At 71.4% G+C, this 15309-nt stretch carries 9 protein-coding genes; 6 read left to right on the top strand and 3 right to left on the bottom strand.

All coding sequences use genetic code 11. The features are described from left to right. Window positions 1-6: 6 nt before the first annotated feature. On the bottom strand, window positions 7-2094 hold the full coding sequence (locus R6Y94_RS40330; RefSeq protein ID WP_318400842.1) for a S9 family peptidase: 2088 nt from the start codon (window positions 2092-2094) through the stop codon (window positions 7-9). Window positions 2095-2175: 81 nt separating this feature from the next. Here R6Y94_RS40330 and R6Y94_RS40325 point away from each other — a divergent pair, with 81 nt between their 5' ends. From R6Y94_RS40325 to R6Y94_RS40315, 3 genes are all read left to right on the top strand, one after another. Further along, complete coding sequence (locus R6Y94_RS40325; protein WP_318402117.1) at window positions 2176-3717, top strand: FAD-binding oxidoreductase; 1542 nt, start codon at window positions 2176-2178, stop codon at window positions 3715-3717. A gap of 102 nt (window positions 3718-3819) precedes the next feature. Next, window positions 3820-4509, top strand: a complete 690-nt coding sequence (locus R6Y94_RS40320; protein WP_318400846.1) for a class I SAM-dependent methyltransferase — start codon at window positions 3820-3822, stop codon at window positions 4507-4509. 44 nt (window positions 4510-4553) lie between these two features. Further along, the gene (locus R6Y94_RS40315; protein WP_318400848.1) at window positions 4554-5708 is read left to right on the top strand and encodes a glycosyltransferase; all 1155 of its coding nucleotides are present in this window, start codon (window positions 4554-4556) and stop codon (window positions 5706-5708) included. Between the two features lie 121 nt (window positions 5709-5829). On the opposite strand, the gene R6Y94_RS40310 is transcribed toward R6Y94_RS40315, so the two are convergent. Next, window positions 5830-7932 carry a SpoIIE family protein phosphatase gene (locus tag R6Y94_RS40310; protein WP_318400850.1) on the bottom strand — a complete coding sequence of 701 codons (2103 nt, stop codon included), beginning with the start codon at window positions 7930-7932 and terminating at the stop codon, window positions 5830-5832. A 342-nt stretch (window positions 7933-8274) separates the two neighbouring features. Here R6Y94_RS40310 and R6Y94_RS40305 point away from each other — a divergent pair, with 342 nt between their 5' ends. Beyond that, window positions 8275-12645 (top strand): HAMP domain-containing protein, encoded by a 4371-nt coding sequence (locus R6Y94_RS40305; RefSeq protein WP_318400851.1) that lies wholly within the window; start codon window positions 8275-8277, stop codon window positions 12643-12645. A 43-nt stretch (window positions 12646-12688) separates the two neighbouring features. Further along, on the top strand, window positions 12689-13243 hold the full coding sequence (locus R6Y94_RS40300; protein WP_318400853.1) for a two-component system response regulator: 555 nt from the start codon (window positions 12689-12691) through the stop codon (window positions 13241-13243). A 225-nt stretch (window positions 13244-13468) separates the two neighbouring features. Here the strand turns inward: R6Y94_RS40300 and R6Y94_RS40295 are convergent, their stop codons facing one another. After that, on the bottom strand, window positions 13469-13804 hold the full coding sequence (locus tag R6Y94_RS40295; protein ID WP_318400855.1) for an STAS domain-containing protein: 336 nt from the start codon (window positions 13802-13804) through the stop codon (window positions 13469-13471). Between the two features lie 164 nt (window positions 13805-13968). On the opposite strand from R6Y94_RS40295, the gene hemL reads away from it, so the two are divergent. Further along, the gene (gene hemL / locus R6Y94_RS40290) at window positions 13969-15306 is read left to right on the top strand and encodes a glutamate-1-semialdehyde 2,1-aminomutase (RefSeq protein WP_318400858.1); all 1338 of its coding nucleotides are present in this window, start codon (window positions 13969-13971) and stop codon (window positions 15304-15306) included. Window positions 15307-15309 lie beyond the last annotated feature (3 nt).

The raw sequence follows: 15309 nt of genomic DNA, 5'->3' as shown, positions 1-15309 counted from the left end.
TGCGCTCTACGCGGCCACGCCCAGCCGGTCGAGGATCCAGGCGGCGACGAACGCCTCCTCCTTCCAGGAGTCGTAGCGCCCGCTCGGGCCGCCGTGCCCGGCACCCATCTCCGTCTTGAGCAGGTACGACCCCTGCGGTGCGACGGCCCGGAGCCGGGCGACCCACTTCGCCGGCTCGTGGTAGAGCACCCGGGTGTCGTTCAGGCTGGTGACGGCGAGGATCGGCGGGTAGTCCTGCGCGGTGACGTTCTCGTACGGCGAGTACGACTTCATGTACGCGTACACCTCGGGGTCGGCCAGCGGGTTGCCCCACTCCTCCCACTCGGTGACGGTGAGCGGCAGCGACGGGTCGAGGATCGAGTTGAGCGGGTCGACGAACGGCACCTGCGCGACGATCCCGGCGAAGGCGTCCGGGGCGATGTTCGCCACGGCGCCCATCAGCAGCCCACCGGCCGAGCCACCCCGGGCGACCAGCCGGTCCGCCGAGGTCCAACCGGTCTTGACCAGGTGCCGGGCGGTGGCCACGAAGTCGGTGAAGGTGTTCTTCTTGCTCAGCAGCTTGCCGGTCTCGTACCACCGGCGGCCCAGCTCGCCGCCGCCGCGCACGTGCGCCACGGCGAAGACGACGCCCCGGTCCAGCAGGGAGAGCCGAGGGATGGAGAACCACGGGTCCATGCTGGCCTCGTAGGAGCCGTAGCCGTAGAGCACGCACGGCGCCGAGCCGTCCCGGGGCGTGCCGGCCCGGCAGACCAGCGAGATCGGCACCCGGGTCCCGTCGTCAGCCAGCGCCCAGTCCCGGTGCTGCTCGTAGCCGGCCGGGTCGAAGTCGCCGAGCACCGGCTTCCGCTTGCGCAGCACCATCTCCCGGGTGACCAGGTCGTAGTCGTAGACCGAGTCGGGGGTGGTCAGCGAGGCGTAGTGCAGCCGGACGCTGGTGGTCTGGTATTCGGGGTTGCTGTCCAGCCCGACGTTGTAGAGCGGCTCCGGGAAGTCGATGTCGTACGACTCGGTGCTACCCACCGGCAGCACCCGGATCCCGGTCAGCCCGGCCGTACGCAGCGACACCACGAGGTGGTTGGCGAAGGCGTCGACCGCCTCCAGCCGGGTGCCGGGAGTGTGCTCGATCATCGGCACCCAGTCCCCGGGCGCGTCCGCCGAGGTGTACGCGAGCGCGAAGTCCTCCGCGCCGTCGTTGTGCAGGATCAGGAAGCGGTGCCCGTGGTGCTCGATGGAGTATTCGACGCCCTGCCGTCGGGGCGCGATCACCGCCGGGGCGCCGCTGGGATTGCTGGCCGGGATGACCCGTACCTCGCTGGTCACCTTGCTGTGCGAGTCGATGACGACGAAGTTCTCCGAGCGGGTCAGCCCGACGCCGACCCAGAACCGCTCGTCGTCCTCCTGGTAGACGATCTCGTCGGCGCCCGCCGCCGTGCCGACGGTGTGCCGCCACACCCGGTAGGGCCGCCAGCTCTCGTCCACGGTCAGGTAGAACAGCGTGGAGCCGTCGGCCGACCAGGCGCTGCCGTAGAAGGTGTCCGGTACCTCGTCGGCGAGCACCTCTCCGGTGGAGAGGTCCTTGACTCGCAGGGTGAACCGCTCGTCGCCGGCGAAGTCGGTGGAGTAGGCGAGCCAGCGCCCGTCCGGGCTGACGTCGAAGGTGCCGAGTGAGAAGAAGTCGTGCCCCTGCGCCAGCGCGTTGCCGTCGAGCAGGATCTCCTCGCCGTCGAGTGGTGCGCCGTCCTCCGGCATCGGCGGGGCCGTCCCGCCGTCCCGCACCGATCGGCGGCAGTGGATGCCGTACTGCTCGCCTTCGACCGTCCGGGTGTAGTACCAGTGGCCGTTCTTGCGGGTCGGCACTGATAGATCGGTTTCCTTCGTCCGCCGCTTCGTCTCGTTGAACAGCGTCTCCCGCAGCAGGCCGAGCCGGGCCGTGGTCTGCTCGGTGTAGGCGTTCTCGGCGGTCAGGTAGCCGATCGTGTCCGGGTCGTCCTTGTCGGCGAGCCAGGCGTACTCGTCGATCACCGTGTCGCCGTGGTGGGTGCGCTCGGTCGGCACCCGCTTGGCGACGGGGGCGGCGGTCGTCTCAGTGGTCACCCGGTCACGTTACCTGTCCGGCTGGCCGGTGGGCCGTCCGGTGCGGTCCGGGGCGTTGCCGAAAATTAGCACATGTGTACGATGACCAAGGTGGGGGAGATTTCGATAGAACGACGCGGGGGCGCTGACATCGCACGGCGACTGGCGGGCATCTGCGGTGCCCACTTCGCCCGGGCCGCGGGGGCGGCCGACGGGGTGGCCGGCGCGGCGGCCCGCTGGGTCGCGGCGCCGGGCAGTCCGGAGGCGGTCACCGAGGTGGTCCGGCTCGCCGCCGAACACGACCTCTCGGTGGTCGCCCGGGGGGCCGGCACCAAACTCGACTGGGGCATGCCCCCGTCGCAGGTCGACATCGTGCTGGACACCGGGCGGCTCGCCGGGGTCTGGCAGCAGCCGGAGGGCGAGCTGGTCGCCGAGATCGGGGCCGGGACACCGGTCCGGGCCGCCGAGGCGATCCTGGAACGGACCGGGCGCAGGCTGCCGATCGACGTGCCCTCGGTCGGCGCCACCGTCGGGGGCGTGGTCGCGGCCGACGAGAGCGGTCCGCTGCGGCACCTGCACGGCCGGCCCTGCGACCAGCTCGTCGGGGTGAGCTACGTGGACGCCTCGGGGGTGCTCGCGCACGCCCGGGCCGGCGCGACCGGCCGTCCCGGGGAGCGGCCCGATGCGGTGCCGGCCCATCCCGACGTCGCCCGGCTGCTCTGCGGGTCGCAGGGTGCGCTCGGCGTGCTGGTCTCGGCGACCCTGCGGGTGCAGCCGATTCCGGCGAGCCGGAGTTGGGTGGTCCGTTCGGTCTGGACCCCGCTGGAGGTGCACGACCTGGTCCTTGCCGTCCTCGACGCCGAGCTGCGGCCGACCGCGATCGAGGTCGACCTGCCCGGCGGTCGGGCGCCGACGACCGACCGCGGCGTCCGGCGCCTCGGCTCCGGTGGGCACCTTCCGCCGGCCCGACCGGGTGCCCCGGGGGCACCCGGCCCGTCCGGCCGGGCCGGTGGGCGAGGCTGGTTCGAGTCACCGGGCCGGCCCGGTGTGCCGAGCCGATCCGCGGGCGCAGGCGGATCCGGTGACCGGGGACAGCCCGGGCTCGGCGGTGGTCCCGGGTCGCGCGGCCGGTTCGGCGAGCCCGGTTCCGGCAGCCTGGCCGTGCTGCTCGAAGGCGGGCCGACCGAGGTGGCGCAACGGGCGGCCCGGTTGACCGCGCTGCTCGGCGGCGACGCCCAGGTGGTCGGGGCGGCACCGGGGTGGTGGCGCCGCTATCCGTTCCAGCCCGACCAGGTGGCGCTGCGCATCGAGGTGCCGATCGGTGACCTGCACGCCGCCGTCTACGCGCTGCGGGACGCGGCCGGGGCGCCGGTGCCGGTACGCGGCTCGGCCGGGCTCGGTGTCGTGCACGCCGCGCTGTCGGCCGACTCGTCACCGGAGCGGGTCGGCACCATCCTGAACGGGGTACGCGCGGTGCTGCGCGCCCGCTCCGGCCGCTGCGTGGTGGTCGCCGCTCCGGCCCGGATCCGGGAAGCCGTGGATGTCTGGGGCGAACTGCCCGACCTGCCGATGCTGCGCCGGGTCAAGGAGCACTTCGATCCGGCCCGACGACTCGCCCCCGGGCGCTATCCGGGCGGCATCTGACCCGACAGGAGAACCCGCACGTCAACGGTGTGCGGCGCGGACGCCGCCACGAGACGGTAAGTAGCCCTCGGCCGCGCCCCCTTGTGGTTACTATGCGTGCTTATGGGGCTAACCAACCTTTCAGTGATTCATGAGACGTTCTTCGGAAAACAGGCAGATATTCGCCTCAACCTGGGCTGCGGACTACGGGCTCCCGCCGGCTGGGTCAACATCGACAGGTCGCCAAGTTTGACTCTGGCCCGCGTACCGGGTGCCAGATCGCTCCTCCGCCGAGCCGGGGTGCTGAGCAAGGAACACATGGTCCCCTGGCCACGGTCCATCAAGCAGTTCGACGTAACCAAGTCGCTGCCGTATCCAAACAGCTCGGTCACCGCGATCTACTCGTCGCACACGTTGGAACATCTCTATTACGACCAGGCCCTCCTGCTCCTGCGTGAGTGCCATCGGACGCTGCGTCCGGGCGGGACGATCCGGCTCGCTCTGCCGGACGCCCAGGTACTGGCCCGCCGACTTCTCTCCGCCGCAGGCGACGAAGCCGCCGCTGCCGGCCTGGAGTTCACCAAGAACCTGCTGATGGGTCCACTCTCCCGGCCGACCCGCAGAGAGCGAGTGGTCACCCGGTTCTCCAGCTCGTCCCATCGTTGGCAGCCGACGCCAGCACTGGTGCACGAGATGCTGCGCCAGGCCGGCTTCCCGAACCCACAACCACGCGAGTACCTGGTCGGCGCCCTACCCGGGCTGGCCGAGGTGGAGCATCGACCGGACAGCCTGTTCGTGGAGGCCATCCGCTGATCCCGAAGACCCTGGCCGAGAAGGAACGGGGGAAAGGTCCGATCATGATCGTCTTCGTCGTCGAGTGTCCCAGCCCATACCACACGCCTGTGCTGAACCGGCTACAGGAGGAGCTGGGCGACCAGCTCTGCGTGTTCTACCTCTACGGCGCCGACACCTCCCACGGCTGGGGCCATGTCGTGGCGACGCACCGCTACATCGTGCTCGGCCACCTCCGCGGCCGGGTCGCACTCGCCAAGGCTCTCCTGTCGCCGAGGCTGCGGGCGGTAGGCGTGTACGGATACCGCGGCCTGGCCAGGCTGGTCTCGGCGAACGTCGCCCGGCTGCGCGGTCTCCCGCTCGTGTTGCGGGGTGCGGCCAACGTCCGCGACGAATCGTCTCGCCCGGCGTTCCGCCGACTACTCAAACGCTGGTACCTCAGGATGCTGGTGGGGCAACCGGAGGTGTGGACGAACGGGTCGGCCAACACCGCATACTGGCGGCTGTTGGGCCTGCGACGGCACCATCTGATCCCCTACGCGCTGCAACAACTGCCGGGGAACGAGTCAGGAGCCGCGGCGCTACGAGCCGGGCTGGGGCTCACCGAGCGTTTCGTCTTCACCTTTGTGGGCAGGCTTGAATCGATCAAGGGCGTCAGCGACCTTCTGCAGGCGTACGACGTCGTACGCCAGGCGGTGCCCGCCGGCACCACCGCTCTCGTCATCGTCGGCAGCGGGTCGCTGGAGCCGCAGGTCCGCCAGTACGTCGACGCCCACGACGACTGCCGCTACCTTGGCACGATTCCCCAGCAGCGGCTGGGCGCCGTGTACGCCGCGGCAGACGTCTTCGTGGCTCCGTCCCACCGCGAGCCGTGGGGTTGGGTGATCAACGAGGCGTTGGGCTTCGGCACGCGGGTCATCGCGTCGGTCGAAATGGCCTCCGCCGACGATCTGTGCACCGAGGAGACGGGCCGCCGCTGCCCGGTGGCGGACCCGTCCGCGCTCGCCTCCGCGATGCTCGCCGAATACCGGGCCGGTCCGCGACGCGCTCGACGGCTGGAGTGCCAGGACACCGCCCGGATCATGGCGGACCGACTGCGCGAGCTGACCGGACACCGGATCTCCGTACGGTTGCAGCGGCTTCCCGAAAGCGACTCTGCCCCGGACGCCGCAACCGGTCCGGACCTGTCACCACCCCCGCAGGGTGCCCGCCAGCTCTGACCACAGTGGAGTTCGTGGGGACCGCCCAACGCGCCGGCGGGCGTTGTCGGTGCGGGTGGTGCCGGCGGCGAGGGGGTGGCGACGGGTTGGGTCGCGCTGAGCCGGACGGCTCCGGTGGAGGTCAGCCGGTCGAGTCGTTGCGCAGTACCAGGATGGCGATGTCGTCCCGGGGCGACTCGACCGAGAAGTTGATCGCGGCCGCGCGCAGCCGGGCGGCCACCACCTCCGCCGAGTAGCCGGCCAGCGGCGCCGCCGCGTCCCGAAGCCGCTCGATGCCGAAGAGCTCCCGGCCGCGCCGCCGCTCGGTCACCCCGTCGGTGTAGAAGACCAGCGCGTCGCCGGGGCCGAGCCGTACCTCCGCGGCCGGCGAGGTGATCGAGTCGAGCAGGCCGAGCGCCGTACCCCCGGAACCCACGAACGACGCGCGCCCGTCGGCGCGGACCAGTACCGGCCGGTCGTGACCGGCCAGGTAGAGCGAGACGGTGAGCCGGCCGGTCCGGTCCCGGTCCACGGCGGCCAGCGCCAGCGTGCAGTACCGACCGCCACCCCGCTCCACCAGCGTGCCGTTGAGCCGGGCCAACGCCTCCGGCAGCGGCTTGCCGTCGCCGACCAGGACCCGGATCACGTCCCGGACCAGCCCGGTCACCGCCGCCGCCTGCACGCCCTTGCCGGAGACGTCCCCGACCACCACCAGCCAGCGGTCCTCGGACAGCGGTACGACGTCGTAGAAGTCGCCGCCGACCTCGGCCGCGTCCCCGGTCGGCACGTACTCGGCGGCGAACCCGATCCCCTCCACCACCGGCAGCACGGGCGGCAGCAGCGACTGCTGAAGGGTGTGCGCGACCTTCCGCCGTTCGTCATGGATCCGGGCGTTCTCGATCGCCAGCGCCGCCCGCCGGGCCACGTCCTCCAGTACGGCGATCTCGTCCGGGTCGTGCCGGTGCCGCTGGTGCCGGCCGACCGCCAGGGTGCCGAGCCGCTGCCCCCGGGCGACCAGCGGGATGGCGAAGCCGTCCATCGGGGCGCCGATCGGCACCTGGCCCTGGCTGCGGGACGCCTCGCGCAACCGGGACTGCACCGACTCGGGACCGTCCTCCTTGAGCATCTTGTGCAGTTGCGGCAGCACCGCCTCGTCGGCGTGGGTGGCCGCGGCCAGCTTCAACCGTCCCCACTCGTCGGTGACGTGCACCGCGCACCACTGGCCGAGCCGGGGGACCACGAGCTGCGGGATCAGCGCCATCGTCAACTCGACGTCGAGCGACTGGGCGAGCAGTTCACTCGCCTCGGCGAGGAAGGTCAGCCAGGTCTGCCGGCGTACGTCGGCCCGGCGCAGCCGGTCGTTCTCCAGGTGCAGGGAGAGCCGCTCGGCGACCAGCGCGGCGAGCGGGCGGGCGTACCCCGACGGCGCGGCGTCGAGTTCCAGCTCCCCGGCGTACGGCCGGTGCACGGTCAACGGCACCCGGAGCAGCTCGTCACCGGGGCGGGGCTGCCGGCCGTACCGGGCCAGCAGTTGCGAGCCGGCGCCGTCGCCCCGGTCGAGGCGTACCGCCCCGCCGGCCGCGCCGACCATGTCGCCGACCCGGACCAGCAGGTCGGCGGCGAAGGTGGGCAGCGGATCGTCGGCGTACGGATCGGGGGCGGTCTGCATCAGCGCGCTCATCGCCCCGGCGCTCGGCGCGGACGGGCCGGGCGGGCCGGGCGGGCTGCCGGCGCCGCCGACGGACACCGCGTGCCCCGCCTCCAGCGGATGCTGCCCCGAGCCGGCCGGGTCCTTGCGGTTCAGCCGGAACCAGACGCCCTTGCCGGTGGCCTGGTGCGTGGTGCCCCACCGGCTGGCGAAGTGGTCGACCAGGAGCAGCCCCCGGCCCCGCTCGGAAACCTGCGAGATGTCCGTCAGGTCGTTTCTGGGCCGGGCCGTCACGTCGTCGATCGGTCCGGCCGCGAAGTCGGAGACCGTCACGGTCAGGCCCGAGGAGTCCGCGACGACCTCGATGTCCAGTTCGGTGCGGGCGTGCTCGACCGCGTTGGTGGAGAGTTCGGTGGTGAGCAGCAGCGCCTCGTTGAGCAGTTCCTCCAGGCCGACCTCGGCGAGTACCGACCGGACCAGGGCGCGGGCAGCCGCCGGAGTACGTCGGTCGGCGGGTAGCCGTACCCGGCGCAGTTGATCGCCGGTGCCCCCGGTGGCCGCTCCGCCGGTGCCCGTGCCGCCCGCCTCCGCTGACACCTTCCGTATCCTCCACCGATCCGAGACCCAGGCCACCCTATCCGGGCCGGGCACGTCTGCGCCGCGCTCGTGCCCGGCAGGCGGTCGGAGCGGGGCCGCGCTACGCTGAACCGTGCCCCACTTGACCGTTCTGCCCGCTTTACCTCCTGGCTGGTCCCGCCGACTGCCACTACCGACTCCGGTGTGCGCCGAGGGTGGCATTGGATGGACGAAAGGCACAATGATGGGTGTGGCCGCCGCTCGCGCGGAACCGCGCGGGCGCGGCAGAGCGGATTCGCCGACCACCTGGCGGCGCGGGCCGGCCGGGCTGGCCCACCTCCTTCGAAACCTGAGCGAGGAACGATGACCACGGCGAAACAGATCTCTGCCGAGGAGCGGTCCGCCGGCGAGGACGCGGTGCTGCTCAGTGAACTCGCCGACGCGTTGCGCCGGGTCCGGCGCGGCGATCTGAAGGTACGGCTGCCCCGCCGGGCCGGCGTCGCGGGCGAGGTGGCCGACGCCTTCAACGAGGTGGTCTCCCTCCAGGAACGACAGCACCTCGACCTGCGCCGGATCAGCCGGATCGTCGGTCGGGACGGCCGGCTCACCGAGCGGCTGGACGAGGAGGGGCTGGACGGCGCCTGGGCCGAGGGGCAGCGGGCGATCAACCAGCTCATCGACGACCTGGGCCGGCCGACGACCGAGATCGCCCGGGTCATCGTGGCGGTCGCCGACGGCGACCTCTCCCAGCACATGGCGCTGGAGATCGACGGCCGGCCGCTGCGCGGTGAATACCTGCGGATCGGCCGCACCGTCAACACGATGGTCGACCAGCTCTCGTCCTTCTCCAACGAGGTAACCCGGGTGGCCCGGGAGGTGGGCACCGAGGGCGAGCTGGGCGGCCAGGCCGACGTACGCGGCGTCGCCGGCACCTGGAAGGACCTCACCGACTCGGTGAACACCATGGCGTCGAACCTGACCTACCAGGTGCGGTCGATCTCGCAGGTGACCACGGCGATGGCCCGGGGCGACCTGTCGCAGAAGATCACGGTCTCGGCCAAGGGCGAGGTCGCCGAGCTGGCGCACACCATCAACGGGCTGACCGACACGCTGCGGCTCTTCGCCGAGCAGGTGACCCGGGTGGCCCGGGAGGTGGGCACCGAGGGCAAACTCGGCGGCCAGGCCGAGGTGCCCAACGTCGCCGGGACCTGGAAGGACCTCACCGACAGCGTCAACTCGATGGCGTCGAACCTCACCGCCCAGGTCCGGAACATCGCCCAGGTCTCGACGGCGGTCGCCCGGGGCGACCTGAGCCAGAAGATCACGGTGGCCGCGCAGGGCGAAATCCTGGAGCTGAAGGACACCGTCAACACGATGGTGGACCAGCTCTCGTCGTTCGCCGACGAGGTGACCCGGGTGGCCCGGGAGGTCGGCATCGAGGGCAAGCTCGGCGGTCAGGCGCAGGTACGCGGCGTCTCGGGCACCTGGCGGGCGCTGACCGAGAACGTCAACCAGCTCGCCGGCAACCTCACCTCGCAGGTGCGGAACATCTCCCAGGTCTCCACGGCGGTGGCCAGGGGTGACCTGTCGCAGAAGATCACTGTCGACGCGCAGGGCGAGATCCTGGAGCTGAAGTCGACGGTGAACACGATGGTGGACCAGCTCTCGTCGTTCGCCGACGAGGTGACCCGGGTGGCCCGGGAGGTCGGCACCGAGGGCAAGCTCGGCGGCCAGGCCGAGGTGAAGGGGGTCTCCGGCACCTGGCGGGATCTCACCGACAACGTGAACTCGATGGCGTCGAACCTGACCGCCCAGGTCCGGAACATCGCCTCGGTCACCACCGCGGTGGCGAAGGGCGACCTGTCGCAGAAGATCACCGTCGACGCCCGGGGCGAGATCCTGGAGCTGAAGTCGACGGTGAACACGATGGTGGACCAGCTCTCGTCGTTCGCCGACGAGGTGACCCGGGTGGCCCGGGAGGTCGGCACCGAGGGCAAGCTCGGCGGTCAGGCCCAGGTACGTGGCGTCGCTGGCACCTGGCGGGACCTGACCGACAACGTGAACTCGATGGCGTCCAACCTGACCGCCCAGGTCCGGAACATCGCCCAGGTCTCGACGGCGGTCGCCCGGGGTGACCTGAGCCAGAAGATCACTGTCGACGCGCAGGGCGAGATCCTGGAGCTCAAGCAGACGGTGAACACGATGGTGGACCAGCTCTCGTCGTTCGCCGACGAGGTGACCCGGGTGGCCCGGGAGGTCGGCACCGAGGGCAAGCTCGGCGGTCAGGCCCAGGTGAAGGGGGTCTCCGGCACCTGGCGGGACCTGACCGACAACGTGAACTCGATGGGCTCGAACCTGACCGCCCAGGTCCGGAACATCGCCTCGGTCACCACCGCGGTGGCCCGGGGCGACCTGTCGCAGAAGATCACCGTCGACGCGCAGGGCGAGATCCTGGAGCTGAAGGACACCGTCAACACGATGGTGGACCAGCTCTCCTCGTTCGCCCAGGAGCTGACCCGGGTCGGCCGCGAGGTCGGCGTCGAGGGCAAGCTCGGCGGTCAGGCTCAGGTGAAGGGGGTCTCCGGCACCTGGCGGGACATCACCGAGAACGTCAACCAGCTCGCCTCCACGCTGACCACCCAGCTCCGGGCGATCGCCCAGGTCTCCACGGCGGTGACCACCGGCGACCTGACCCAGAGGATCGCCGTACAGGCGCAGGGCGAGGTCGCCGAGCTGAAGGACAACATCAACCAGATGATCGTCACGCTCCGGGAGACCACCAAGAAGAACGCCGAGCAGGGCTGGCTCGACTCCAACCTGGCCCGGATCGGCGGTCTGCTCCAGGGGCAGCGGGATCTCGGCGAGGTCTGCCGCATGATCATGACCGAGGTGACCCCGCTGGTCGACGCGCAGCTCGGCGCGTTCTTCCTGGCCGACACCGACGAGGCGGTGATGCGGCTGCGGCTCACCGCGTCGTACGGCTACGTGGCCCGGCACCACGACGTCACGTTCGGCCCCGGCGAGGGGCTGGTCGGGCAGGCCGCGTTGTCCCGGCGGACGATCCGGGTCGGCGCCCCGCCCAACGGCAGCCTCACGGTCCGCTCCGGACTCGCCGCCACGCCCCCGGCCGACCTGGTGGTGCTGCCGGTGCTCTTCGAGGGGGAACTGCTCGGCGTCATCGAGTTCGCCAGCGTCTCGCCCTTCTCCGACCTGCACCTGGCCTTCCTGGAGCGGCTGGTCTCGACCATCGGCATCGCGCTGAACACCATCCAGGCCAACCGGCGTACCGAGGAACTGCTCTCCCAGTCCCAGCGGCTCGCCCACGAGCTCCAGGAACAGTCCGCCGAACTCCAGCGCACCAACGCCGAACTGGAGGACAAGGCGCAACTGCTCTCCGAGCAGAAGGGCAACATCGAGACCAAGAACCGGGAGATCGAACTGGCCCGGATCGGTCTGGAGGACAAGGCGCAGCAGTTGGCCCGCGCCTCGGCGTACAAGTCGGAGTTCCTGGCCAACATGAGCCACGAACTGCGTACGCCGCTCAACTCGCTGCTGCTGCTGGCCCGGTTGCTGGCGGACAACTCGGAGGACAACCTGACCGAGAAGCAGATCGAGTTCGCCCGCACCATCCACAGCGCCGGCTCCGACCTGCTCTCGCTGATCGACGACATCCTCGACCTGTCCAAGATCGAGGCGGGCCGGATGGACGTCGAGCCGACCGAGGTGCGGTTCTCCGAAATCCGCAGCTACGTCGAGCAGGCGTTCGCACCGCAGGCCGAGGAGCAGGGCCTGGACTTCCAGGTACGCATCTCCAAGGAGCTGCCGCCGACCCTGGTCACCGACGCACAGCGGTTGCAGCAGATCCTCCGCAACCTGCTCTCCAACGCGGTCAAGTTCACCGACAACGGGGCGGTGACGCTGCGGATCGGTCCGGCGCCGGAGGGAGCGTTCTTCGACGTACCGGCGCTGGCGACCGCGAACCAGGTGGTGGCGTTCACCGTCATCGACACCGGCATCGGCATCTCGGACGACAAGCTCGGACTTATCTTCGAGGCGTTCCAGCAGGCCGACGGCACCACCAGCCGGCGGTACGGCGGCACCGGGCTCGGGCTGTCGATCAGCCGCGACCTGGCCCGCCTGATCGGCGGCACCATCACGGTGTCGTCGGCGCCGGGCCAGGGCTCGACGTTCACCCTCTTCGTACCGGACGTACTGGCCCCCGACGCGGTGGTCGCCCCGGTGCCGGTACCGCCGATGCAGACGCCCCGGGGCGGGCTGCCCGCCATGCTGCGTACCCAGAACGAGCCGGACCGGCCGATCACCCCGGCGGCCCGGCAGCTCGACGGCGCCACCGTGCTGATCATCGACGACGACGTCCGCAACGTCTTCGCCCTGACCAGCGCGTTGGAGCTGCACGGCATGACCGTGCTCTACTCGGACAACGGGGTGGACGGGGTGCGCCTGCTCGCCGAACATCCGGAGGTGGACATCGTCCTGATGGACGCGATGATGCCCGACCAGGACGGCTACGAGACAACCCGGGCGATCCGCCGCAACCACCGCTTCACCGACCTGCCGGTGGTGTTCCTGACCGCCAAGGCGATGCCGGGGGACCGCGAGTCGGCACTCGGCGCCGGTGCGAGCGACTACATCACCAAGCCGGTGGACCTGGACGAGTTGATCGAGCTGATGGCCTCCTGGGTCAACGGGAGCGGACGGGAGGTCGAGGGGTGAGCGCGGACGACACGGGCACGATCCGAGGCGGGGGGACGTTCGAGTGAGCGAGCTGGCCAAAGCCCTGCTGGTCGACGACCGGCGGGAGAACCTGATGGCGCTCGAGGCGATCCTCCAGGGGCTGCCCGTCCAGTCGGTCGCGGTGGAGAGCGGCGAGGCGGCGCTGAAGCAGCTCCTGGTGGAGGACTTCGCGGTCATTTTGCTGGACGCCCAGATGCCGGAGATGGACGGTTTCGAGACCGCCAGTCACATCAAGCGGCGGGAGCGTACCCGGCACGTGCCGATCATCTTCCTCACCGCCGCTGACCGGGACGCCCAGCTCGCCCTGCGCGGGTACGCCGTCGGTGCCGTCGACTACCTGACCAAGCCGTTCGACCCGTGGGTGCTCCGGGCCAAGGTCTCGGTCTTCGTCGAACTGTGGGTGAAGACCCGGCAACTCGCCGCTCAGTCCGAGCTGGTCCGGGAGCGGGACAACCAGTGGCGGACGATGGCCGAGGCGGTGGACGACGCGGTGGCGCTGCTGCGCTCGGACGACCCGGAGGGGCGGGAGCGGGCGGTGGAGGTGCTGGAGCAGGCGCGTTGGGGTGCGGCGGCCTGAAAGGGGTGCGGTGGCCTGAAAGGGCTGTCGGGCGGTGGTCCTGGGTCGTCGGGCTTGAAGAGGCGGTGGCTTGACGAGGCGGTGGGGTGGCTTCCGCGCCGTCGGGCGGGGGTTGGTGGCCGGATCGTCCGCTCTGGGCGGTCAGGCTTGATCCCGACGCGGGCGATCCGGCCCCCAACCCCGACCTGGTCGGGGTGGTCGCGTCGCCGTCGGTCGTGAGTGGCGTCAGCCGGTGGCCTGTTCGTTGCGGATCATCAGGGCGGAGCGCAGGCCGGTGATGTCCAGCACCCGGAGCAGGAAGTCGCCGACGTTGGTCAGCATCAGCAGGCTCTGCGCGTGGCTGGCCTTGCGACTGAGTACGACCAGGGTGCCGAGGCCTTGCGAGTCGCAGAACGTGACATCGGTGAGATCCAGCACGATTCGGGACGGTGCGTCGCCGAGCACCTCGTTGACGACGCTGGACAGCCTGGCGGCGGTGAGCATGTCGATCTCGCCGGCGAGGATGAGTGTCACCTCGTCGGTGCCGCGCTGCACGCCGATGGTCAGGTCCGCCCGGTTCACCCGTTCAGCCTATCGCGACCTAGCCGAACCGGCCTCTGATGGCCGTTCGCCCCGCCGGTCGGCGAGGGGACCGGCCCGGGGTGATCGGCTGTCGGCGTGACGTGGGCGACGGCCCGAGGGGTGGGTGCCGGGCGCACAGGTACCGCTGACAGAATGGCGGCACCGTGAGTGAGACGTACCCCGCCGGCCCCGGTCGCTATCCGGCTGCGGCACCGGCCTCCCAGGCCCTGTTCGACCGCGCCCGCACCCTCGTGCCGGGCGGGGTGAATTCTCCCGTGCGCGCGTTTCTGGCCGTCGGCGGTACGCCCCGGTTCATGGCCCGGGGCGAGGGCGCGTGGCTCTTCGACGCGGACGGGCGACGCTACGTCGACCTGGTCTGCTCGTGGGGCCCGCTGATCCACGGGCATGCCCATCCCGAGGTGGTGGCGGCGGTGCAGGCAGCCGCCGCCGACGGGACCAGTTTCGGCGCACCGACCGAGGCCGAGGTCGAGTTGGCCGCCGAGATCGTCGCGCGTACCCCGGTCGAGCAGGTCCGCCTGGTCAACTCGGGGACCGAGGCGACCATGTCGGCCATCCGGCTGGCCCGGGGCTTCACCGGCCGAGGCAGGATCGTCAAGTTCGCCGGCTGCTACCACGGGCACGTCGACGCGCTGCTCGCCTCGGCGGGGTCCGGGGTCGCCACGCTCGGCCTGCCGGACTCGCCCGGGGTCACCGGCGCGGCGGCGAGCGAGACGATCGTGCTGCCGTACAACGACGTGGCGGCGGTGGAGGCGGTCTTCGCGGCCCAGGGGTCGGAGATCGCCGCGGTCATCACCGAGGCCGCTCCGGGCAACATGGGCGTGGTGGCACCCCGGGACGGCTTCAACCAGGCGCTGGCCCGGATCGCCCACGCACACGGCGCGCTGCTGATCCTCGACGAGGTGATGACCGGCTTCCGGGTCTCGGCGGGCGGCTGGGCCGGGCTCGACCCGGTCGACGCCGACCTCTACACCTTCGGCAAGGTGATGGGCGGCGGGCTGCCGGCGGCGGCGTTCGGCGGCCGGGCCGAGGTGATGGGGCGGCTCGCGCCGGCCGGCCCGGTCTACCAGGCCGGCACGCTCTCCGGTAACCCGCTGGCCACGGCGGCCGGGCTGGCCTCGCTGCGGCTGGCCGACGTGGCGACGTACCGGCGGCTCGACGAGGTGGCCGCCACCGTGGGCAAGCTGGCGAGCGACGCGCTGGCCGCCGCCGGGGTGCCGCACCGGCTCTCGTACGCCGGGAACATGTTCTCGGTCTTCTTCACCGACGCGGACGTCTACGACTACGACACCGCGCGGACCCAGGACGTCGCGGCGTTCCGGGCGTTCTTCCACGCGATGCTGGCCGGCGGGGTCTACCTGCCGCCCAGCTCCTTCGAATCGTGGTTCGTGTCGACGGCGCTGGACGACGCCGCGCTGGAGCAGGTCGCGGCCGTGTTGCCGGTCGCGGCGGAGGCTGCGGCGGCGGCCGGTCACGGGGGGTAGGGA

This window comes from Plantactinospora sp. KLBMP9567 (assembly GCF_033446045.1).
In the GTDB taxonomy this organism is placed as follows: domain Bacteria; phylum Actinomycetota; class Actinomycetes; order Mycobacteriales; family Micromonosporaceae; genus Plantactinospora.
The sequence above is the reverse complement of the archived record's forward strand: the minus strand, read 5'-3'. Positions and strand labels throughout refer to the sequence as shown.